Raw genomic sequence first — 22,709 nt, 5'->3', positions numbered from 1 at the left:
CGGGCGGGAAACCAGACAGGGGCAAGGCGGGCGTCACTGTGAACACAATCGGTTACTCAATGCTACACCGCTGCCCGGTGCAGGCTCATTCCTAGAGGAAGGCACCTTGCAACGTTTTTTTACAAAGCGTTGTAGGGCTTTTACGCCAGACCGCCGCCGCGCCGCGACCGCACCGCCGCTGCCAGGCCCTGCAGCACCGGCACCGTCTGCGCCATGCTGATGCAGGCGTCGGTCACCGACACGCCGGGTGCCAGGGGCTGGCCCGGCATGATGTCCTGGCGGCCTTCCTGCAAATGGCTTTCGATCATCAGGCCGGTGATGCGCGCATCGCCCGCCGCGATCTGCGCCGCCACTTCGGCCGCCACGTCGATCTGGCGGCGGTGCTGCTTGCTGCTGTTGGCATGCGACACGTCGATCATCACCTGCTCGCGCAGGCCGGCGGACTGCAGCAGGGAACAGGCCGCCTGCACATCGGCCGCGCCGTAGTTGGGCTGCTTGCCGCCGCGCAGAATCACATGGCAGTCGTTGTTGCCGCGCGTCTCGAAGATCGCCGCCTGTCCCATCTTGGTCATGCCCATGAAGGCATGCGGCGCCTGCGCCGCCAGGATGGCATCGCTCGCCACCTTCACGCCGCCGTCGGTGCCGTTCTTGAAACCCACCGGGCAGGACAGGCCGCTGGCCAGCTGCCGGTGGCTCTGGCTCTCCGTGGTGCGCGCGCCGATGGCACCCCAGCTCACCAGGTCGCTGATGAACTGCGGCGACAGCAGGTCGAGGAACTCCGTGCCGACCGGCAGGCCCAGCGCCAGCACGTCCAGCAGCAGGGCGCGGGCCATCTCCAGCCCTTCGTTGATGGCGAAGCTGCCGTCCATGTGCGGGTCGTTGATGTAGCCCTTCCAGCCCACCGTGGTGCGCGGCTTCTCGAAGTAGACGCGCATCACCACCAGCAGGTCGGCCTGCAGCGCATCGGCCTGCACCTTGAGCTGGCGCGCGTAGTCCAGGGCCTGGCCGTGGTCGTGGATGGAGCAGGGGCCGACCACCACGATCAGCCGGTCGTCCTCGCCGTGCAGCACGCGCGAAATCGCGGCGCGGCTGGATTCCACCAGCGCCAGCGCCGCATCGGGCGTGGGCAGCCATTCCTGCAGCAGGGCGGGCGTGAGCAGCGGACGCACGGCGCCGATGCGCGTGTCGTCGATGCGGGTCGTATCGTGGGTGGAAAGCGGCGTGGCGGTGCGGTGGGCGTGGGTCGTCATAGCCCACGATTGTCGCGTGGTGGGCGCGCGTGGCGCTTTGCCGCAGGTCAGGGACGGCGGAAGGCGGTGGGCTGGCGCGACCAGTAGCCTGCGGTGATGCGGTCCAGCCGCACCGTGCCGCCGCTCGAAGGCGCGTGCACGAAGCGGCCCTCGCCCACATAGATGCCGGCATGCGAAGGCCGGCCCGCGCCGAACACCACCAGGTCGCCGGTGCGCAGCTCGTCGGCATCCACCCGCTCGCCGAAATCGCTGAGCTGGGCCACCGTGCGCGGCGGTGCCACGCCGGCGCGGCTGGTGTACACGTAGCCGATCAGGCCGCTGCAGTCGAAACCGCCTTCGGGCGTGTTGCCGCCATAGCGGTAGGGCGTGCCCACCAGGCCCAGCGCGTGGATGGCGATGTCGCTGGACTGCTCGGGCGTGAGCCGCGAATAGGCGATGGTGCGCGGCGCGCGCCGCGCCGGCGCGGAGCCGCAGCCCGCCAGCAGCCAGGCGGGCGACGCAGCCAGCAGCAGACCGACACGGACAACGGCAGCACGGCGAGAGGCGACGGCAGCTTCATGCATGGCCCGTGAGGGTACCGGAAGCGCCCGGATGGGATGTAACGCGAGGGGGCCGCCGCACGGGTCGCGGGGGCATCGAAGGGTAGGCGATGCCTGCGACCCGGGCGCTGCCGCAGCGGCTGGCTGCGGCAGCGCAACGGTTCCTGTCCGGCGGTCGGCCGGATGGGCCGTGCGGCGGCGCTCGTTCAGGCCGCCGCGGACGAGGTGCTGCCCTGGCCCTGCCGCGCGATCAGGCGGTTCGCCGCGCTCACCACCGCCTGGATCGATGCGGTGACGATGTTGTGGTGCAGGCCGACGCCGAAGGTCGCGCCGGGCTGGCCGTCCAGGCCCGCTTCGACGAGCGCCAGCGCCTGGGCGTTCGCGCCGGCGCCGGTGGCGCGTTCCTCATAGCCGTGCACCCGCAGCGGCAGGCCGAGCGCGTCCACGGTGGCATCGATCGGGCCGTTGCCCTGGCCCTGCAGCGTCTGCCGGGTGCCGTCGATGGTCACGTCGATCTCGATGCTCTGGCCGTCGCCCGCCAACCGGTGCGCGTGGTAGTGCATCGCGCCCGGAGCCTGCGCCGGCATGCGCAGGTAGGTGGCCTGGAACAGGTCCCAGAGCGCTGCGCCGGTCATCTCGCCATCGCTGGTGTCGGTGTGGCGCTGCACCACGGCGCTGAACTCCACCTGCATGCGGCGCGGCATCACCACGCCGCGTTCGCGCTCCAGCAGGAAGGCGATGCCGCCCTTGCCCGACTGGCTGTTCACGCGGATCACGCTGTCGTAGGTGCGGCCCAGGTCGGCGGGGTCGATCGGCAGGTAGGGCACTTGCCAGAGTTCCTGCTTCTCCTGCGCGGCGAAGCCTTTCTTGATCGCATCCTGGTGCGAGCCGGAAAACGAGGTGAACACCAGGTCGCCCGCGTACGGGTGGCGCGGATGGATGGGCAGGGCGGTGCATTCCTCGGCCACGCGGGCGATGGCGTTGATGTCGGAGAAGTCGAGGCCGGGGTGGACGCCCTGGGTGTAGAGGTTGAGCGCCACCGTCACCACGTCGAGGTTGCCGCAGCGCTCGCCGTTGCCGAAGAGGCAGCCTTCCACGCGCTGCGCACCGGCCATCATCGCCAGCTCGGCGGCGGCCACGCCCGTGCCCCGATCGTTGTGCGGGTGCACGGAGAGCACGATGTGCTCGCGCGGGCTCAGGTGGCGGTGCATCCACTCGATCTGGTCGGCGAACACGTTCGGCGTGGCGTTCTCCACGGTGGTCGGAAGATTGATGATGATCTGGCGCCCCGGGCCCGTGCCCCAGGCGGCGATGGCGGTCTGGCAGGCCTGCAGCGACACCTCCAGTTCGGTCGCGCTGAAGCATTCGGGCGAGTACTGCAGCGTCCACTGCGTGCCGGGCTGGGCATCGGTCAGGCGCTTGAGGTGCGAGACGTGTTCGGTGATGAAATCCATCACCTGGGGCACGTCCATGCCGAACACGACGCGGCGCCAGACCGGTGCCGTGGCGTTGTAGAGGTGCACGATGGCGCGCGGCGCGCCCTTCACGGCCTCGACCGTGCGCTCGATGAGGTCGGCGCGCGACTGCGTCATCACCATCAGCGTGACGTCGTCCGGCACCAGGTTCTCGTCGATCAGGCGGCGAACGAAGTCGTAGTCGGTCTGCGACGCGGCGGGAAAGCCCACCTCGATCTCCTTGAAGCCGATGCGCACCAGCTCGTGGAAGAGCTTCATCTTGCGCTCGCCGTTCATCGGCTCGAAGAGCGCCTGGTTGCCGTCACGCAGATCGGTGGACAGCCAGATGGGCGCGCGGGTGAGGGTGTTGGACGGCCAGGTACGGTCGTTCAACGCGATGGGGGGAAAGGCCTGGTACTTGGTGGAAGGCTGGGCGATCATAGTGGGCTCCGCGAAACAGGCACTGGCGGCGGTGAAGGCCGCGCTGGCGCAGGATGACAACTGGACAGGGAAACGGCGGCCGACTGTCTCCCTGCAGCCCTTCACGTTCAGTGAAGGCTGGTTCGCGGGCCGGGGTCAGGGGAGAAGTCGGTGTTGCGCTTGAATCAGGCAACGAGAGAGGCGAACGCAGGCAGACCCCGGCCGAGCACTAGTAGGCTTAGCGTTGGTTGGGGGCGGCGCAGATGGCGTTGCATGGGAAAGATCGTAGCACAGGGTGCCCGAGGAAGAAAAGGTGGATGCCACACCCTCAGGCCGTCGCCCCGTGCGCTGAAAAGGTCTGGCCCATGCGCCGGTAGACGACGCACCAGACGAAGAGGTAGAGCACCACGCCCATCGCGGCCGCCGCGAGCGCCAGGCTCTCCGGCGTCTGGAACACGAAGCGCCACGCCCAGTACAGCTCGGCGAACCCCATGAACACCAATGTGCCGAGGCCGGCCCACAGGCCCTCGGCACGCCAGGCGGCCAGGGCCACGCTGGCATGGCAGGCCAGTGCCATCACGCTCAGCACGAAGTGAGCCATCAAGGCCATGGCGGGCGTGATGCGCCGGGACTGCGGCGCCTGCGGCATCGGCGTGCGCGCCGGCCTGTGCGACAGCTGGGCGGCCATGGCGTGGAAGGCGGGCGCGGGACCCGCAGGCCGGGCAGGCCGTGCATGAAAGGGGGCGCTGGCGGCCGGCTCGGCGTCGCCCAGCAGCGGCGGAGATAGCGGCGGCAGCACGACATGCGGCAAGGTGTGCGGCACCGCCGGAGCCCCCATGGCAGCGCCCGCTGCGACCGGCTCTGGCAAGGGCGTTTCGGCGCGTGACCGGGCCGGGCGCAGGGCCGGGTCGGGCAGGCGGTTGGCGTGCGATGCGTCGGTCGGCGGCGCGTGGGCGCTCGCGGAGGCTGGCTGTTCCACCGTGTCGCTGGCGGCCAGCGCGGCCCACTCGTCGCGCACGGCCTGTGCCGCACGCAGCGCAGCCAGGCTGGGGGCGGCCATCAGCCACAGCTCCCACCAGGCATCGTCGATGCGGTCGGTCGGCCAGTGGCCGCTGGCCTGATCGGTATCGGCCTCGGCAACGCTGCGATGGGTTTCGGGCAGTGCGGCGACGGACTCGCCGCCACCCGCCGGCAGGCTGCGCCGGGCGTAGAGAGATATCCACAGATGGGGCGTTCCATCCGGCACGCCCAGCAGGGCTTCGCTGCCCGCCACCGGCTGCGCCAGCGGCACTGCCCAGGCCAGCAGACCGTCGCCCTCGCAGCCCTGCGGCGCGACATGGTCGGGCTGCTGGTCGGGTGTGCCGTGGCGCTGGCCCAGGTGCTGGGCCAGCACGCGGCGGCCTTCGCGCAGCATGCGTTCCCGCTCGGGCGCCAGAAAGCCATAGGTGGCCTGGTGCGCGGCGCCCAGCGTGGTGCGCAGCACGCGGCGCGCCGCAGCGGTGGCACGGCGGTCGGCCTCCTCGCGGTCGGGCGCTGCAACCGCGGGCGCGCCTTGCAGCACGCCGGCATCGGCCTCCGCCCTCTGGCCGGCCGCCAGGGCATGCAGCCGGCGTTCGGCGCTGGCGGCCAGCGTCACGGCCAGCGTGGCAATCTGGTCCACGCCGTTCAGCCCCTCCAGCAGATCGACCAGCGGCGCATGGAAGAACGGCCGGGGCGGCCAGCAGTGCTCACGCGTGGCGCTGTGCCAGAGCAGGCGGCCCTGGGCGTCCAGCAGCGCGGCCTGCTGGCCGTCGTAATGCGCCCGCCAGGCCACGGCGCCTTCACCGTCCATCCAGGCCAGCTGGCCGTCGTGGGTGTGAAAGGCCACCAGGGCCGTATCCGGCTGGGGCTGTGGCAGCCAGCCGTCGGCGCGGGTCAAGGGTTCCAGCAGGCCGGCCGGCGCGGGGACGAACCGGCCGTCGGCATGCAGCAGTCCCCAGGCGCCCTGGCTGGCGCCCTGCGTGGCAAGGCCCATGCCCCGCTCGCTTTCGTCCTGCACGGGCTGCGGCGCACGCCGTACCACGGCCAGGCAGCCGGCGGTGCGAAAGGCGGTGCCATAGCCCCAGTGCACGTTGGCGTGGGGATCGTCCCAGGCCGCATCGCCCAGCGGCACATCGCCGGCCACCCCGCCGGACCGGGTCGCCGCGCGCGCGCTGCGGTAGCGCGTGCCTTCGTCGTCACTGTGGTCGGCCGCCAGGCCGCAGGCCATGTGGCGCGACAGATGCACGCCGCCCCGCAGCACGACGCGGCCTTGCGTGTCGATGTAGCCATGTCCTGCGGTCCAGGCGTCGGGTTCGGCGAAGAACGCCAGGCCCTCTTCGTTGAACGCTTCCAGGCGTGGATAGCGGGGCGACAGCACCCAGTGGCCCGTGGCGTCCAGCAGGCCGTAGTTGCGGCCATCGGGCGAAGCGGGCACGACGCTCTGTTCCTCGAAGTCGCGTCCGTGTCGCAGCTGGGGCGCGATGACCCACTGCCCGTGTGCGTTCACATAGCCCGTCGCCCCCTGGTGGGTGGCGCGTGCGAGGCCCGGAGCGCCGAAGGGGCCGAGGTCTTCGAAAGCGGCATCGCAGGCGAAGTCCCCGCCCAGCCGCAGGATGCGCCAGGCGCCGTCCTCGGTCTTGACGGCTGCCAGCCCTGCGCGCATGGGCCGCGCATCGGCAAACCGCGCGGCGACGACCACGCGGCCTGCAGTGTCGAGATAGCCCCAGAGGCCTTGCGCATCGCAGAACCGCGCGATGCCGTCGCGCGAGAAGCTGCGCGCCTGGCGCAGGGTCGGCTCGACGATCCAGGCACCTTCGGCATCGATGTAACCCCAGCGCTGGTCGCCGGCCTGGGCTGCGGCTATCCAGCCACCCGACGCCCCCGGCACGAAACGCAGCACTGCACACAGCCCGCCGGTGGGTTCGATGGCCCGTTCGCCCTGCACGATGAGCAGCGCATGTGCCTGGTCGTCGGCCTGCAGCGGGATGCGCGCGAGCCGGGGTGGCGCATGCGGTTGTTCATTCATGTAGCAGATATTCCTCTGCGGGGATGCTAGTCACCGCCCCGTGGCAGCGCGGTAACCATTTGCACCCTGCCCTGCGGTGTGGTGCAAGCCCGACGGGCGGGGAAATGCCGCCTGCCGGACGCAGAGAAAACCCGGTGGTGTGCGGCTCCCGTGGGGGACTCACGGGGCGCAGGCCCGTGCCCCTGGAGGTTCGGCGCCGCCGGGCATCTGCCGGGCGCTGCCCTCAAACGCCACGAAGCCCACGCACAGATTGCAGCAATTTCAAGGCCAAAAGAGCCTCGGGCGCTTGCTGATAGGGCACGATATGCTATAAAAAATGTAGCATTCTGGATGCGGCAGCTGCGGTGGAGTGCATGCCGACTGCTGCCGCCGACAGCGCCGCGTCTGCCGGTACCGCTGCCGGTCAGGCGGCCAGCGTGCTGGCGTAGCCCGCCAGCATCGCGCCCACCTTGGGCCGGGCGCAGCGCTGCAGGGTGCTCAGCATGGCGTGGCAGGGTTCGCGCACTTGCCAGCGGTGGCGCAGGTCGTGCTGCATGCGGGCCAGCAGGGCGGCCGCCATCTCGGCATCGGCCAGCGCCCGGTGGGCGCGGCCGGCACGCGGCAGGCCCAGGTGGTCCACGATGGAGCCGAGCTTGTGGCTGGGCGATTCCGGATAGAGCCGGCGCGACAGCAGCACCGTGCAGGCGAAGGCATGGGGTGCGGGCAGATCGGCGCGGGCCAACTCGGCGCTCCAGAACTTGCTGTCGAACGAGGCGTTGTGCGCCACCATGGGCGACTGGCCCACGAAACGCGCCGCGTCGCGCATCACGCCCTCCGCATCGGGTGCCGCGGCCACCATGGCATTGGTGATGCCGGTCAGTTGCGTGATGAACGAAGGGATCCACACCCCCGTGCGCATCAGGCTCTGGAACCGGTCCACCACCTGGCCCCCTTCCAGCAGCACGATGGCGATCTCGGTGGCACGCGCGCCCTGGGCGGGCGTCATGCCCGTGGTTTCAAAGTCGATGACGGCGATGGTGGGAGGCTGCGACATGGCCGCCATTGTCCCCGCCTCGCCGCGACGCCGGTTCGGCACGCGGTAAAGACCCCGCCCCATCGGCGCCTGGAGGACGCGCCGATGGGGCGGGGTCGTGCGTGCGTAATCAATGCACCAGGTGGCGGTGCGGGGTCTCCGGGTCAGCGCCTTGGAATGCCCTGGGACAGTTGCGATGCCTCAGGGGCACTCCCTGCGGCTTTCAGCCCGCTCCGCGCCCGCCGCCACCGGTCGATGGTCCGCCGCCGCCCTGGCGCGACTGCACCTGGTTGCCGCTGCCGATGTGCGCATCGCGGTCATGGCGGCTCTCGGGCGTGCGGCGCCCCTCGTTCTTCTGCGTCGCGTCCTGATCGCCCTGGCGGTTGTGATCGTTCTCGACCTTGCCTGTCCCGGGTTCCTGCTTGTCGTGGTCAGCCATGCATGTCTCCTTGGAAAAGAAAGCAATGAAGAAAAGAAGAGCGGCCTGCGCTCATCCCATGGGTGTCAGCCCAGCGAGAGTTCCTTGTGCTCGCCCATGCCGGTGGGCGGCTTGCCCGTGATCGCGGCGGTGGCCATCTTGAACAGCTGCAGCATCTTGTTTTCCTTCACGTCCCAGTACTCGGCGTGATCGATGTGCACGGCCATCAGGGCCAGATTGGGGTCGGTGACGCCGGCAGGGAACCAGGCCTTGGCCATGGGCGACCACAGCGCTTCCTTCTTGGCCATGTCTTCGATGAACCCAGCCTTGCCGGACAGCGAGACGTAGCTGTCGTCGCCAGGGTCGGCGTAGTTCACGTTGACCTGGTTGTCCCGCTGCACGCGGGCGTAGATCTCGCCGTCCTTCGGAATGAAGAAGTACAGCTGCGACTGCTCGTCGATGTCCTTGTTCTGCGTGGTCAGCGGGTGCGCATGCAGCTGGCCATTGTCATGGCGGTGCGTGAACATGCCGAAGCGGATGTCCTTGATCAGCTTCCACAGCGTGGCGTGGGGCGTGTCTTTGTTGTCGCTCATGTGCGCAGTCTCCCGTGAGTGAATGGATGGATCGGGTGGATCGATGGTCGCCACGCCGTGGATTTCGGTGGGCGCATCGGGTTCATTCACTGTAGGCCGCGCGGCATGGCGCAGGGGTCGGTGGGCGGCCCCGCAGGCTGTGGGGCACGTCCGACAGGTCCCCTGCGCGGGCCGTGGCTCAAGCTTTTTTCAGGAACTCGGATTTCAGCAGCAGGCTGCCCAGATCGGTCCTGCAGTCGACGTTGTGGCCGTCGGCGCCATCCACCAGGCGAATGCCCTTGATCTTGGTGCCCTTCTTGAGCGTGGCACCTGCGCCCTTCACCTTCAGGTCCTTCACCAAGATCACGGCGTCGCCGTCCGCCAGCGGGTTGCCGTTCGCGTCGCGCACCATGCGCTCGCCAGCTTCGGAGGCGTCATCGCTCTGCGCCGCGTCCGCAGCCTGGGGCCCTTCGTGGCCGCAATCGAGGCAGATGATCAGACCGGCGTCGGGGTAGGTGTTCTCCAGGCCGCACTGGGGGCAGGCAGGGGTGGTGTGGGGCATGGTGGGCAAAGCCTTTGGCGCCCTGGGCGGGCGCAAAAAGCGGGGGAGTATGCACCTGCGGCGCTGCACGGCAGCGGCGGCTGGTGTGGCGGCGGCTGTGGCCGCGGCCTCTGTGACTGCTGCTGCAGTCGCGCTGCCTCAGGCAGACACCCGCCGCTCCAGCGTGAAGGGCGGCAGTCCCTTGAGCAGCCGCTGCCCGTAAGACGTGCGCACCAGCCGCTTGTCGTAGCAATAGATGTGGGCACGGTCTTCCTCGGTGCGGATGGCACGGCCCACCCACTGCGCCAGGCGGATGGCGGTGGCCGGCACCACCAGTTCGCTGAACGGGTCGCGACCCGCCGCGCGCAGCCATTCGGCGCGCGCCTCGCCCACCGGGTCGTCGGGCGGGGCGAAGGGCAGCTTGGTGATGAAGAGCGATTCGCACAGCGCGCCCGGCAGGTCCAGCCCTTCGCCGAACGACTGCATGCCGAAGATGATCGACGGCTCGCCGTTCGCCACCCGCTCGCGGTGCCGTGCCAGCAACTGCGGCCGGGGCAGGGCGGTCTGCACCAGCACGCTGGCGCGCATGGCGGTGGGCAGCGCATCGACGGCCTGGCGCATCTGATCGCGCGAGGTGAACAGCACCAGCGCGCCGGATTCGACCATCGCCAGGTCGCTCAGCAGCGCATCGACCATCTCGGCCGTGAAGGCCTGCGCCTCGCGCGGGTCGGCCGTGGTTTCGGTGGCGATCAGCGTGCCCTGCAGTGCGTAGTCGAAGGGGCTGGGCACTTCCAGCGTGGTCACGGCGGCATCGCCGAAGAGGCCTGCTTCGCGCAGGAAGAAATCGAACTGCCCGCAGCTGGTGAGCGTGGCCGAGGTCAGCACCGCGCCGCGCACGGCCGACCAGAGGTTGTGCCGCAGCGTGTTGCCCGGCAGCACCGGACTGGCATGCGCCTTGACGACGATGTAGTCGCCGTCGACCTGCAGCGTGAACCACTTGGCGGCGGGCACCGCGCCCTCGGGTGTGTCCTGCAGCAGCAGCTGGGCGGTTTCGTGGACGGCCTCCAGCCGGGGGGCCAGCGCGCCCAGCTGTGCGTACAGCGTGGACAGGCGCCGCGCTTCGTCGGGCTTGTCGCGAATCTCTGCGCGCAGGGCCTTGGAGATGGCGCGCAGGGCGTCCAGGAAGCCTTCCGCATGGTGCGCGGCCTGGGCCAGCGGCTCGACCAGTTCCGGCGGCAGCACGCCGCCCGCCACCCGGGCGCGGGTCGGAATGCCGGGCGCCGGCGTGCGGGCGCGGCCGCCCCAGGCCGGGCGCGGGGCGCGCAGCTCGTCGCCGTAGACCTCCATGGCCAGCCGGGCCGCGTCCTGCAGCGCGGCGCGCAGGCGGGCGGCGTGGGCGGGCACGTCGGCTATTTCCTCCACCTCGACCAGCGCGCCGATGCGCAGGGCGCGGCTCGCGAGCTTGTCGATCCAGTTCAGGCGGCTCAGGTCGGCCTCGCAGGCGAACTGCTGCAGCGCGGTGGCGGGCAGGTGGTGGGCCTCGTCCAGCACCAGCAGGCAGTTGTCCAGCTCGGGCAGCAGCCGCGCGCCGATGGAAGACAGCAGCAGGTCGTGGTTGGCGACGATGACCTGCGCGGCCACCAGCGCCTTGCGCCGGTCGTAATACGTGCACTGGCTGAACACCGGGCAGTGCTTGCCGGTGCAGGAGCTGGATTCGGCCGCCACCGGGCTCCAGACCTCGGGCTCGGGGGGTGCCTGCAGCGTGTCGCGGTCGCCGTCCCATTCGCTGGTGGCGAGCGCGTCGGCCATGCTGGCGTAGAACTGCATGCGCGCCTCCGATTCCTGGCGCGGACGGCGGGCGTTGGCCTCGGCCTCCTCGTCGGCGAAGAGGTCGTCGTCATGCCCGTCGGCCCCGTCCCCGCCGGCTGCGCCGCCCCCCGCCAGCCGCTCCAGCTTGAGCTTGCACACGTAGCGCCCGCGCCCCTTGGCCAGGGCGAAGCGAAAGGGCTGTTCCATGCGCTCGGCCAGCGCCGGCAGATCCTTGTTGACCAGTTGTTCCTGCAGCGCCACGGTGGCGGTGGAGATCAGCACGCGCGTGCCGCGCTCCAGCGCCATGGCGATGGCGGGCACGCTGTACGCCAGCGACTTGCCCACCCCCGTGCCTGCCTGCACCACCGCGATGGCGCGGGCTGGCGGGGGCGGCGATTCGGCCGCGTCGGCATCGGCGTCCTCCGCCTTGCCCAGCTGCGCCTGCGAGAACGTGTGCGCCACCTGCTCGGCCATGCGGCGCTGCCCCGCGCGGCTGCGGAAACCCCCGGTGGCCGACACCACCGCATCGAAAGACTGCAGGGCCTTGGCGGCCCACTCCTGTTGAGACATACAGTAGTGTGACATGTCCGGGGCCGGATGGCGCCGCCAGCGCATGCACCGCTCGCGGCGCGAAACGTCACGTTCCATCGGCCGCGCCCACGCAGGCGCGCGCCGGGCAGCGGGCCTGCGCGCTTGCCTACATTCCGGGCAGGAAGGCGCCCCTACGATCACGCATGCCCACTGGAAAGGCCCCCGACATGAAACCTACCGACTCCCCAGCACAGCGCCCGGCCCCGCAGGATCCGGAATCGAAGACCCCGCCCGATGCCACCGGCACCTCGGTCCAGCGGTCGGTGGACACGACGCGCAAGGAGATTCCGCCCAACGCCTCCACCCAGGGTGAGGACGGCTCCGCACCACTGATGCCCCATGAGCGCGACCAATCCGTCGGCATGACGGATGGCGCGCCCGATGAGAACGTGCAGCAGGCCTTCCGTGACGTGGAGCGCGGCCTGCAGGACACCGACCGCGGCAAGCCCGCGCACGACGCCTATCAAAAGCAGAAGTAGTGACGCCCCGTGCTGCATAGGGCGCTTCTCGGTATGGAGGGCGTAGCCGCACCGTGACGTGCCCTCTGATCGCAGCAGCCAAGAAAACCGCCGGGCCTTTCCAGGTCGCGGCGGTTTTCCATTGTTGACAGTTCATCAGGCGAGGATGGCTGGGGAGCCGATGGAACCAGCGGAGTACCCACGGCTGCGCGTACCGTGCGATGTCGGCAGCCGTCCGGTCGCTACATCAACGATAGCTCCGGGATTCGATGCCAAGAGGTCGGCAGCCCGACCCGACCCGAACCGGGCTGCCCGCACCAGCGAAGATCAGGACTGCAGCGTCGCCGTCAGCGTGATTTCAGGCACGCCCGCCAGCGCCTTGGACAGCGGGCAGCTGGCCTTGGCTTCGTTCGCGATTTTCTGGAACTGGGCTTCGTCGATGCCCGGTACCTTGGCGTTCAGCGTCAGCGCGATGCGGTCGATCTTGAAGCCGTCGCCTTCCTTGGCCAGGCGCACCTTGGCGGTGGTGTCCAGCGTTTCGGTCGAGATGCCGGCCTTTTCGCAGGCGAAAGAGAAAGCCATGGTGAAGCAGGCCGCGTGCGCAGCGCCCACGATCTCTTCCGGGTTGCTGTTCTTCGTGTCGTCGCCGAAGCGGCTGGCGAAGCCGTAGGGCACCTGCTTGAGCGCGCCGGTCTCGGTGCTGATCTGGCCCACGCCAGATTTGCCAGCGCCTTCCCAATGTACGGATGCGGATTTTTCAGCGGCCATGGAATCGTTTCTCCTTCGAAAAAGTCGGGGTGATGAATGGGGTTCGAGGACCAGGGAGGGTGTGACGAGCGCGCCCTACGCGCTCGCCCCGCATCACACCATCCACGGGCCGCGCAGGCTGTGGGACGCTGCCGCGCCGATGCGTCGCGCTGGTACGCTCTTTCGCCGCGACCCGGTGAATCCGGTCATTGCAACGTACATGTGTGAAAGGACGTCGTCCATGCGCCTGAATCTCCATCGCCGTGCCGTGCTGGCCCTGGGCGGCCTGCCGCTGGGGCTGCTGTTGCTGCGCCCGCCCGCGTGGGCGGCCCGCCCCGGCAAGGTGCCGGTCTATAACGTGGAGCTGTCGCACCCGGCCAATGCGTATCGGGTCACGCCGCTGGGGGGCGACCTCCCCACGCTGGAAGGGCCGCCCGTGATTCTTCCGTACGGCAGCACCTCGGGCACGTGGGGCGCCTCAGGCAAATGGTGGTCCGAGCAGCGCGGCACGCCCGTCGGCGCGAACATCGTCTACTACTCGCCCTACGAAGACGTCTTCTATCGGCTGAAAGCCGGGTTCCCGATCGAGCGCGTGAAGGAACTGGTCGGCCGGGCCTATGCGGATTCCGACTCCGAATCGTCCACGAAGCCGCTGCAACCCTACATCGAGACGGCGGCCCAACCCGGCTACCAGGCCGAATACAACCGGTTCGGGCCCAGCTACCGGCCACTGTCGCAGGTGGTATTCGGCTTCGCGCCAGAGGGCATGGTGGTGGTGTGGTTCTGCTTCGGCTTCACGTCCATCCAGATCGGGGAGTTCCGCGCCGAGCGCATCCAGGACGACGCGGAATACGCACGGCAGTTTTTCGCCGGCATCTCCGTGACCCGGGAGGAAATGCGCGCGCGCCATTTCAACCCTCGGGCCTCCGCCCGCACCTGGCAGAACTACCAGATGCGCTACCGCTGGGTGCCGCGCATCGTGCTGCCCACCGACGACAAGAAGCTCTACAAGGCGTCGATTACGTACTTCAACGGCGAGAAGGAAATGCTGCTGCGCCCCTGGATCGCCCATCCGGCGCCGGCGGAGCGGGCCGTGCCGCAGGAATTCAACATCTTCTGGCGCTCCTCGCGGCGGATCGGGCTGGTGACCCGCGTGGTGCTGGACTGGAAGACGGCCCACGACATCTTCGCCGCCGCCCCCTCAGGCGCCACGCTGCACATGGGGCTGTCCGAGGTGGACGACACCATCGATCTGCGGCTGGACGGCCACCGCATCGAGCCGTTGCTGGTCGATGGCCGGCGCAGCGGTTTCACTTTCACCGATCCGGGTTGAACGCAGGGGCGGGGCTGGCGGAACAGGCGGAGCAGGCGCGGCACCCTGGCAGGCTCCGCTGCCCTGCCGGGTGGAGCCGGCATGACAGGCGCCGTTTCAGCCGCCCAACTCATCCGTGGCGAAAGCAGGTGTTTCGCGGCGCCTGGAGCGACGAACAAGTGCTTACCCGAGGGCGACCCCCTCCTACCGCTGCGTCGGACAGCGCCTACCTGAAGTGATTTTTCGCGCCCGGCAAGGTGGATGTGCACACGGTGACCACCGTGTGTTTTGTCCCTCTCTTTCTTCCATCTTCAGGAGCGTTCACATGCCCAGCAACAATCCCCAAGGCCGCAACCAGCACACCTCCAACCAGGGTGGCAGCCAAGGCAGCAGCAACAGCAGCAACAGCAGCAACAGCAGCAACAGCAGCAACAGCAGCAGCAATGGCGGCAACAGCAACCAGGGCGGCCAGTCGTCAGGCCGCGGCTTTGCCTCGATGGACCCGCAACGCCAGCGCGAGATCGCCGCCGAAGGCGGCCGCGCCGCCCATGCCTCGGGCAACGCGCACGAATTCAATTCGCAGGAAGCCCGTGCCGCCGGCTCCAGGAGCCACAGCGGCCAGGGCAATGCGTCCAGCGGCGGCAACGGCGGCGGCAATGGCGGCGGTAACGGCGGCGGCAACACCGGCTCGTCGGGCACCCGTGGCGGCAGCAGCGAGCAGCACGCCCGCGCCGGCAGCCAAAGCCACAAGAACGACCGTTGAGGCAGCTGGCAGCCGGCCGCTGTGCGCAGCGGAAGTCGCTGCACTCACCATGGCAGCGACTTCGCCCTGCGCATGAGGCCCGGGCTCCGACGGGCTCAGCCCCACTGGCGGGTGGTGGGACCTGTGGGATCTTCCCGTCCGGCCACGCCAGACCTTCAGCGCCGGGCACCCACCCCCATGGCCACCGCCCCATACGCGCAGAACCCCGGCTTCGGGCTCTTCGTGCGGGGGTGCAGCCGGCAGGTCTCGGGGCGCTGCTCGTACACCGTGCAGCGCCGCGTGACCGCATCCAGAAAATGGCAGTCGCCACTGGCCCGCCGGGCCATCGTGAAGACCACGTTCTTGTGGTTGAAGTGGTCGATCAGCCGGGCCTTTTCCAGCCGCTTGGCGATGCGGCGGGGCTCTTCATGCTCGGCCTCGAATGCATCCACCAAACCCAGCCGCACCAGGTCGGACAGTTGCACCTCCAGCGGCATGGTGCAGCAGTTGGCCGCACAGGTGTCGCACAGGCCTGCGCGGTAGCGCGTCCAGGTGGCGGGGTTGTCGATGTTGACGATGGAAATGGGAGAGCGCATGGCGCAGCGATTGTGCCCGCCGGCCGCGATGGGCGCGCTGTGAAGTCTTCAGCCCAGAACGCCATCGCCGTGTGCGGATCGCTTGCCTCGACCGGCGAGCCCAAGCGCGCTTGACCTACGCCGCGTGCGGCCCTGCCTGTGCACCATGAAACGGCAGTGAATGCACCCCCGTTTCACTTTCAACCCATCCGAGGAGCACGCCATGACCCTTCCGAATTCAGATCGCAGCACCGCCGAGTCCGTCACTGACGCGGCCAAGGCCCATCCCATCGGCACAGGCGTCGGCGTGGCGGGCGGTGCCGTCACCGGTGCAGCAGCCGGCTCCATCGGTGGGCCGGTTGGCACGGCCGTGGGGGCCGTGGTGGGCGCAGTCGTCGGAGGCCTGGCGGGCAACGGCGCCGCCGAAGCCGTCAACCCCACCGCCGAGGACGCCTATTGGCGCGATGCCCACGCCCGCGAGCCCTATTACACCGAGGCCTACAACTACGACGATTACGCGCCTGCCTATCGCTCGGGCTACCAGAACGTCATCGACGGTGGCCGCGACTGGAACGAAGCCCGCGCCGATCTGGAGCGCCGCTGGGACACCGATCACCGCGAATCCAGCCGCCTGAACTGGAAAGACGCAGAACCTGCCGCCAAGGCTGCGTGGGAACGCGCCGACCGCATCTGGAAGCAGACGAAGCAGGAGTAACGGTCAAGGCCGCAGGCGCCTTCGCGGGCGGCTTCCTGCTGCCCTCAACGCCCGCCGCCAAGTGCCTTGGCACCCGGTGCCGCCGCTGCATGGCGCGCCCACGCTCTATGCGGCCGCAGGCCGGCGGGCGTTTCCCGCCTGCTGCCGAGGTTTTGGCTCTTCGTCGGAATTCCTTCAGACGTCCCATCCCTCCATGTCTGCCAGCCCTGCCGCCACCGCCACCCTCTACCAGGACCTGCACGCCAAGGCCATGGCCTGGTGCCGTGACTTCGCCCAGTACAAGGAGGCGTGCAAGGTGTTCGGCGAACAGCTGCGGGTGGACTACCTCACCTACCTGGGCGCCCGATCGACTGATCTGGAGTTCCACGTGCTCGACGAGCGGCTGGAGCGCGTGCCTTCGGAAGGCACCACGCTATCGCCCCGGCTGCAGGTCGGCGACGATGGTTTTCTGTACTTCGGCCTGACGCTGTTCTTTAAGGAAACGGGCCACTGCCTGGACGAGCACATCCGCGTGGGCGTGCAGCGCAGCCGCAACCAGTGGAAGGTGCGCTGGGGCCGCACGGAAGCCCTCTACGCCGTCAGTGGACCCCACACCGCCTTCTTCGACCGCGTGACCGCGCCGCTTGTGGACAAGTTCGCCACGCCGTTCCACAAGGTGCGGGGGCAGTTGGGCTTTGTGCCGTATGTGAGCAACGACGAGCATCTGGTGCTGGCGCCGGTGGGGGAGGCGCGAATCGTGGCGGAAGTCCCGCCGCCCAGCAGCTGAGCCCTCGGGCATCTCTTCGATAATCCCCGTTTGGGAGGGCCCTTCTGTACCGCCAATGTCCATGGCGGAAAGGGCAAGGCGATGGAGAAGCATCTTTGGAGTGAAAGCGACATCTGCGACAAGCGGATCACGCCCGCCATCGTCCGTGCCGGCTGGAACGCCATGGAGCAGATGTTGCGCGAATACACGCTGCGCCCCGGCCGCGTCGTGGTGCGCGGCCAGGCATCGCACCGCGACAAGGCTTCCATGCTGCGGGCCGACTACGTGCTGTTCCACAAGCCCAACGTGCCGCTGGCGGTAGTGGAGGCCAAAGACGCCAAGCACTCCGTCGGCGCGGGCATGCCCCAGGCCATTCAATACGCCGAGCTGCTGGGCGTGCCTTTTAGCTTTGCCAGCAATGGCGACGGCTTCGTGTTCCGCGATGCCACTCTGGTGGATGGCGTCCTGGAGCGCGACCTCACGCTGGACCAATTCCCCACCCCTGCCGAGTTGTGGGCCAAGTACTGCGCGTGGAAGGGCTGGACGCCTGCGGTCGAGCACATTGCCGCTACTGACTACGCTCCCAGCAAAACCCCGCGCTACTACCAGCTCGGTGCCATCAACCGCACCGTGGAGGCCATTGCCGCAGGCCAAAACCGCGTGCTGCTTGTCATGGCCACGGGCACCGGAAAAACCTACACCGCGTTCCAGATCATCTGGAGGCTGTGGAAAAGCGGGGCCAAGAAGCGCATCCTGTTTTTGGCTGACCGCAACATCCTCATCGACCAGACCATGGTCAACGACTTCCGCCCCTTCAAGGGCGCGATGGCCAAGCTCAGCCCCCACGCCAAGGGCGTGGAGCGGGTAGACGCCCAAGGCCAAGTCACCGTGGAAGACGTGGATCTGGCCGTGAACAAGATCACCAAGGTCGTCGATAAAAGCTACGAGATCTACCTCTCGCTCTACCAGGCCGTCACCGGCACGCAAGAAGAGCGCAACATCTACAAGCAGTTCAGCCCCGACTTCTTCGACCTCATCGTGGTGGACGAATGCCATCGGGGCAGCGCGGCCGAAGACTCCGCATGGCGCGACATCCTCACTTACTTTGCCAGCGCCACACAGATCGGCCTCACGGCCACGCCCAAGGAGACGGAAGACGTCTCGAACATCGACTACTTCGGTGAGCCGCTCTACACCTACAGCTTGAAGCAAGGCATTGAAGACGGCTACCTCGCGCCCTACAAAGTGGTGCGCGTGGACCTCGACAAAGACACCTTCGGCTGGCGCCCCACCGAGGGCCAGCGCGACAAGTTCGGCCATCTCATCGAAGACCGCATCTACACCGGCGCCGACATGAACCGCAGGCTCGTTCTGGAGCAGCGCGATGCCGTGGTGGCCGCCAAGGTCACTGAGTATTTGAAGGCTACCGACCGCTACGCCAAGACCATCGTCTTTTGCGAAGACATCGAGCACGCTGAGCGCATGCGCAAGGCGCTCAGCAACGCCAATGCCGATCTGTGCGCCAGCCAGCCCAAGTACGTGGTTCAGATCACTGGCGACAACACCGAAGGCAAGCGCGAGCTGGACAACTTCATCGATCCCGAAAAGCCTTACCCCATCATCGCCGTCACCTCCAAGCTCATGAGCACAGGGGTGGACGCGCAGACCTGCAAACTCATCGTGCTGGACCAGACCATCAAGTCCATGACGCTGTTCAAGCAGATCATCGGGCGGGGCACCCGCCTGCGCGAGGACCTGGGCAAAAACTGGTTCACCATCCTGGACTTCAAGCGCGCTACCGAACTCTTTGCCGACAAAGACTTCGACGGCGAACCCGTGCAGGTGTACGAGCCCCAGCCCGGCGAGCCCATGGCCCCGCCCCCGCCGGTGGACTTATCCACCACTGCTCAGCCCGCTGAGACGGGTCCTGATGCCTGGCCACCCACCACCGCAGGCCCGGGCGAGGCCGGCGCAGGCGCCGACGAACCCCGCAAATACACCCTGGGCCAAAACGTCACCGTGGCCGTCGCGCGCGAGCGGGTGCAATACCTCAACGCAGACGGCAGGCTCATCACCGAAAGCCTGCGTGACTACACCCGCATCAACCTGCTCAAAAAATACGACTCGCTCGACCACTTCCTGCAAACCTGGCAGCAGGCCGACCGCAAGGCTGCCCTGTTGGCCGAGCTGCAGGCGGAAGGCGTGCTCATCGACGCCTTGGCCGCTGAAGTCGACAAAGACCTCGACCCTTTCGACCTGCTGCTGCACGTCGCCTACGACCAGCCGCCGCTTACCCGCCGCGAGCGCGCCCAGCGCGTCAAGAAGCGCAACGTCTTCACCCAATACGGCCCTGTGGCCCGCAAGGTGCTCGACGCCCTGCTCGACAAGTACGCCGACGAAGGCATCGCCACCATCGAAAGCAATGAAGTCTTCAAACTCCAGCCCTTCACCGACCTGGGCAGCCCCGTGGAGCTGGTGCGCAGCTTTGGCGGCCGGCCGCAATATGTGAACGCTCTGAAAACCCTGGAGCGGGAGTTGTACTTCTCGGCCCAGGATGCGGGCTCAACCAACGTGACGTGACATGACATGAAAGACATGCTGAACAAGGCCAAAGCAAAAGCAGGCCAGCTCTCCCGCGACCTGCGCCCCGAAGCTGCCGACATCAAACGGTCAGCGGACGTGGCGATAGACACTGCGGGCAAGGTCGCAGGGGAAGTAGGTCGCTTGGGCAAGGACGTATTGAAGTCGGACATGGCCAAAGATGCCGCCGCCGGTGCCGCCATCGGCGCGGTGATCGCCGTCCCCGTGCCGCTCATCGGGCCCATGGCGGGTGCGGTCATTGGCGCAGGGCTGGGTGTTTACAAGAACATCATGCGGCCCAGCGAGCGACGGGCTGAGAGGCCGGTGCATGAGCCTATCCTTCAGCCGCCCCCGGTGATCGACGTCATCGCCACCGACAAAGCGGGGGTCGACAAATTTGAAGAGCTGAACAAGCTCCATGAACTCAAGGTCAATGGTGTCCTGACCGAAGAAGAATTCGCCTCCGAAAAAAAGAAGATTCTGGATCGTTAACCCTAGATGTCCAACCTCACCCCCGTTATCAAATCCATTCAAGACATCATGCGCCAGGACTCTGGCGTGGATGGCGACGCCCAACGCATCAGCCAGCTCACCTGGCTGCTGTTCCTCAAGGTGTTTGACGCGCTGGAAGAGGAACTCGAACTCACCCGCGACGACTATCAAAGCCCCATGGCCGAGCACCTGCGCTGGCGCAACTGGGCAGCCAATGCCGAGGGCATGACGGGCGACGCACTGCTCGACTTCGTGGACAAGCAGCTATTCCCTGCCCTCAAGGGCCTGAGCGCTGACCCACAGCGCAACCCGCGGGGCTACGTGGTGCGCGGCGTGTTCGAAGACGCCTACAACTACATGAAAAGTGGCCACCTGCTGCGCCAGGTGGTCAACAAGCTGAACGCGATCGACTTCAACCGTCAGGCCGAGCGCCACCAGTTCAACGACCTGTACGAGAAGATATTGCGGGACCTGCAAAGCGCAGGCAACGCGGGCGAGTTCTACACCCCCCGCGCCGTCACCCAGTTCATGGTGGACATGACCAACCCCCAGTTGGGTGAGAGCGTTATGGACCCGGCCACCGGCACCGGCGGCTTCCTCGTCTGCGCCATCGAGCACCTGCGCAAACAGGTGCACAACGCAGAACAAGAAGCCGTGCTGCAAAACAGCATTCGCGGTGTCGAGAAAAAGCAGCTGCCGCACATGCTATGCGTCACCAACCTGCTGCTGCACGGCATTGAAGTACCCAGCCAGATCGTGCACGACAACACCCTGGCCCGCCCGCTGCGCGACTATCGCCCGGAAGACCGTGTCAACGTCATCCTCACCAACCCGCCCTTCGGCGGCATCGAAGAGCCGGGCATCGAGGCGGGCTTTCCCGCCGACGTGCGCACCAAGGAAACCGCCGATCTTTTCCTCGTGCTCATCCAGCACCTGCTCAAACCCCATGGCCGTGCTGCCGTGGTGCTGCCCGATGGCTTTTTGTTCGGTGAAGGTGTCAAGGCCCGCATCAAAGAACAACTGCTGCAGCACTGCAACCTGCACACCATCGTGCGCCTGCCCAATGGCGTGTTCGCACCCTACACCGGCATCAAGACCAACCTGCTGTTCTTCACCAAAGGCCAGCCCACGCAGCACATCTGGTACTACGAGCACCCCTACCCGCAGGGCGTCAAAACCTACAACAAAACCAAACCCATCCGCATCGACGAGTTCGATGCCGAAAAAGCCTGGTGGGGCACCGAGGCCGACGGCTTTGCCGCGCGCGTGGAAAACGACCGGGCCTGGAAGGTCGGCATCGACCAGATCAAGGCCGCAGGCTACAACCTGGACCAAAAGAACCCCCACGTCGGCGAACAGCAAAGCCACGACCCCGACGCGCTGCTGGCCGACTACGCCCGCCTGCAGGCCGAAGCCCAGGCCCTGCGCGACGAACTCAAGGGCATCCTCGCCCAGTCATTAACAGCTAAAACAGCCGCCAGCGCCTGAGGAACAAGCGCATGCTGCTATCAAATATGGAGCTACTCGCCACCGCCCCTGGTGGCGTCGCCAAGCTGCGCGAACTCATCCTCACACTGGCTGTGCGAGGCAAGCTGGTACCCCAAGATCCAGCCGATGAACCGGCGAGTGTGCTGCTGCAAAAGATTCGGACGGAGAAGGATCGGCTGATGGCCGAGGGCAAGATCAAGCGGGACAAGCCGCTGGCGGAGATTGCGGAAGAGGAAAAGTCGTTTGAGTTGCCGCAGGGATGGGCGTGGGTGAGGTTTGGCGATGCCTCAATCAACCGAGACGGTGAGCGTATTCCTGTCTCATCATCGGAGCGTGAGAACCGAGCAAAAGTCTATGACTACTACGGTGCCTCTGGCGTGATCGACAAGATCGATGGATTCCTATTCGATAAGACATTGCTGTTGATTGGGGAAGACGGTGCAAACCTTATTAACCGTTCAACTCCAATTGCGTTTTTGGCGCACGGTAAGTACTGGGTCAACAACCATGCGCACGTTATCGATACGACGCATCCAGAGTTGATGACCTATTTGGCGCTGTTCATCAACGCGATTTCGCTTGAGCCGTATGTCACGGGTACAGCGCAGCCTAAGATGAACCAGGCGAAACTCAACAGCATCGTTATTGCGCTCCCACCCCTCGCCGAACAATCCCGCATCGTCACCCGCGTCGAAGCCCTCAGGCGCCTGTGCGATGCGCTGGAGGCCAAGGACCAGCTGGAGGCCGCGCAACACGCCCAACTGGTCAGCACCCTGCTGGGCACGCTCACCGCCAGCACCACGCCCGAAGAACTGACCGACAACTGGCAGCGCGTGGCCCAGCACTTTGACCTGCTGCTGGACCGCCCCGAAGCCATCGACGCCCTGGAGCAAACCCTGCTGCAACTGGCCGTGCGCGGCCTGCTCGTGCCCCAAGACCCCACCGACGAACCCGCCAGCGCCCTGCTGCAAAAAATTCGCGCCGAGAAAGACCGTCTCATCGCCATCGGCCAGATCAGACGCGACAAGCCCCTGCCTCCCATCACCGACAAGGAAAAGCCGTTTGAGTTGCCGCAAGGGTGGGAGTGGGTACGGCTAAGGAAGGTCTGCAAAACCCCTTCCCTGCGTCCTGTGCCAGATGAACCGGGGGTGATTTTTCGTAATGCGCGAGATCAGCCTGATTTCCCGCGCGCAATGCCCGTTC

At 67.4% G+C, this 22,709-nt stretch carries 20 protein-coding genes; 9 read left to right on the top strand and 11 right to left on the bottom strand.

Translation table 11 applies throughout. The annotated features are described in order from the left end of the window. Positions 1-140 precede the first annotated feature (140 nt). The 9 genes from ASF94_RS06080 to dinG form a co-directional block, all read right to left on the bottom strand. Positions 141-1,250 carry a 3-deoxy-7-phosphoheptulonate synthase gene (locus ASF94_RS06080; protein ID WP_056663114.1) on the bottom strand — a complete coding sequence of 370 codons (1,110 nt, stop codon included), beginning with the start codon at positions 1,248-1,250 and terminating at the stop codon, positions 141-143. Positions 1,251-1,297: 47 nt separating this feature from the next. Then, the gene (locus ASF94_RS06075) at positions 1,298-1,813 is read right to left on the bottom strand and encodes a C40 family peptidase (RefSeq protein ID WP_056663111.1); all 516 of its coding nucleotides are present in this window, start codon (positions 1,811-1,813) and stop codon (positions 1,298-1,300) included. Positions 1,814-1,995: 182 nt separating this feature from the next. Then, positions 1,996-3,684 carry a 2-isopropylmalate synthase gene (leuA, locus tag ASF94_RS06070; RefSeq protein ID WP_056663108.1) on the bottom strand — a complete coding sequence of 563 codons (1,689 nt, stop codon included), beginning with the start codon at positions 3,682-3,684 and terminating at the stop codon, positions 1,996-1,998. 307 nt (positions 3,685-3,991) lie between these two features. Then, on the bottom strand, positions 3,992-6,709 hold the full coding sequence (locus tag ASF94_RS06065) for a WG repeat-containing protein (protein WP_056663106.1): 2,718 nt from the start codon (positions 6,707-6,709) through the stop codon (positions 3,992-3,994). Between the two features lie 403 nt (positions 6,710-7,112). Beyond that, on the bottom strand, positions 7,113-7,742 hold the full coding sequence (locus ASF94_RS06060) for a PolC-type DNA polymerase III (RefSeq protein WP_056663103.1): 630 nt from the start codon (positions 7,740-7,742) through the stop codon (positions 7,113-7,115). 202 nt (positions 7,743-7,944) lie between these two features. Then, positions 7,945-8,160 (bottom strand): hypothetical protein, encoded by a 216-nt coding sequence (locus tag ASF94_RS06055; RefSeq protein ID WP_056663101.1) that lies wholly within the window; start codon positions 8,158-8,160, stop codon positions 7,945-7,947. 65 nt (positions 8,161-8,225) lie between these two features. Next, positions 8,226-8,732 (bottom strand): pyridoxamine 5'-phosphate oxidase family protein, encoded by a 507-nt coding sequence (locus ASF94_RS06050; RefSeq protein WP_056663098.1) that lies wholly within the window; start codon positions 8,730-8,732, stop codon positions 8,226-8,228. A 178-nt stretch (positions 8,733-8,910) separates the two neighbouring features. Beyond that, positions 8,911-9,273 carry a zinc ribbon domain-containing protein YjdM gene (locus ASF94_RS06045; RefSeq protein WP_056663224.1) on the bottom strand — a complete coding sequence of 121 codons (363 nt, stop codon included), beginning with the start codon at positions 9,271-9,273 and terminating at the stop codon, positions 8,911-8,913. Between the two features lie 138 nt (positions 9,274-9,411). Then, entirely contained in the window at positions 9,412-11,631 is a 2,220-nt protein-coding gene (gene dinG / locus ASF94_RS06040) for an ATP-dependent DNA helicase DinG (protein WP_056663096.1), read from the bottom strand. Positions 11,632-11,819: 188 nt separating this feature from the next. Between dinG and ASF94_RS06035 the strand changes: the two genes are divergently transcribed. Further along, on the top strand, positions 11,820-12,131 hold the full coding sequence (locus tag ASF94_RS06035) for a hypothetical protein (RefSeq protein WP_156382438.1): 312 nt from the start codon (positions 11,820-11,822) through the stop codon (positions 12,129-12,131). Positions 12,132-12,437: 306 nt separating this feature from the next. Here ASF94_RS06035 and ASF94_RS06030 read toward each other — a convergent pair whose 3' ends face one another. After that, positions 12,438-12,878, bottom strand: a complete 441-nt coding sequence (locus tag ASF94_RS06030) for an OsmC family protein (RefSeq protein ID WP_056663093.1) — start codon at positions 12,876-12,878, stop codon at positions 12,438-12,440. A 220-nt stretch (positions 12,879-13,098) separates the two neighbouring features. Here ASF94_RS06030 and ASF94_RS06025 point away from each other — a divergent pair, with 220 nt between their 5' ends. Then, a complete protein-coding gene (locus ASF94_RS06025) occupies positions 13,099-14,190 on the top strand; it encodes a DUF2931 family protein (RefSeq protein ID WP_056663090.1) in 1,092 nt (363 codons plus the stop codon). A gap of 304 nt (positions 14,191-14,494) precedes the next feature. Further along, entirely contained in the window at positions 14,495-14,932 is a 438-nt protein-coding gene (locus ASF94_RS06020; RefSeq protein ID WP_056663087.1) for a KGG domain-containing protein, read from the top strand. Positions 14,933-15,087: 155 nt separating this feature from the next. Here the strand turns inward: ASF94_RS06020 and ASF94_RS06015 are convergent, their stop codons facing one another. Further along, positions 15,088-15,507 (bottom strand): YkgJ family cysteine cluster protein, encoded by a 420-nt coding sequence (locus ASF94_RS06015; protein WP_056663084.1) that lies wholly within the window; start codon positions 15,505-15,507, stop codon positions 15,088-15,090. Positions 15,508-15,709: 202 nt separating this feature from the next. On the opposite strand from ASF94_RS06015, the gene ASF94_RS06010 reads away from it, so the two are divergent. From ASF94_RS06010 to ASF94_RS05985, 6 genes are all read left to right on the top strand, one after another. Beyond that, on the top strand, positions 15,710-16,201 hold the full coding sequence (locus ASF94_RS06010) for a hypothetical protein (protein WP_056663080.1): 492 nt from the start codon (positions 15,710-15,712) through the stop codon (positions 16,199-16,201). 193 nt (positions 16,202-16,394) lie between these two features. Continuing rightward, positions 16,395-16,967 carry a hypothetical protein gene (locus tag ASF94_RS06005; RefSeq protein WP_056663077.1) on the top strand — a complete coding sequence of 191 codons (573 nt, stop codon included), beginning with the start codon at positions 16,395-16,397 and terminating at the stop codon, positions 16,965-16,967. An 81-nt stretch (positions 16,968-17,048) separates the two neighbouring features. Further along, positions 17,049-19,526, top strand: a complete 2,478-nt coding sequence (gene hsdR, locus ASF94_RS06000; RefSeq protein ID WP_056663074.1) for an EcoAI/FtnUII family type I restriction enzme subunit R — start codon at positions 17,049-17,051, stop codon at positions 19,524-19,526. A 6-nt stretch (positions 19,527-19,532) separates the two neighbouring features. Beyond that, complete coding sequence (locus ASF94_RS21550) at positions 19,533-20,018, top strand: SHOCT domain-containing protein (RefSeq protein ID WP_056663072.1); 486 nt, start codon at positions 19,533-19,535, stop codon at positions 20,016-20,018. A 6-nt stretch (positions 20,019-20,024) separates the two neighbouring features. Continuing rightward, positions 20,025-21,506: a class I SAM-dependent DNA methyltransferase gene (locus ASF94_RS05990; RefSeq protein ID WP_056663070.1), complete on the top strand. Its 1,482-nt coding sequence runs from the start codon at positions 20,025-20,027 to the stop codon at positions 21,504-21,506. An 11-nt stretch (positions 21,507-21,517) separates the two neighbouring features. Then, positions 21,518-22,709: restriction endonuclease subunit S (locus ASF94_RS05985; RefSeq protein WP_156382436.1), on the top strand; the 1,192-nt coding region annotated here is incomplete at its 3' end.

The sequence above is a fragment of the Acidovorax sp. Leaf160 genome, from assembly GCF_001424265.1.
GTDB lineage: Bacteria > Pseudomonadota > Gammaproteobacteria > Burkholderiales > Burkholderiaceae_C > Paracidovorax.
Note: the sequence above shows the minus strand (reverse complement) of the source record. Positions and strands in the feature narration are given on the sequence as shown.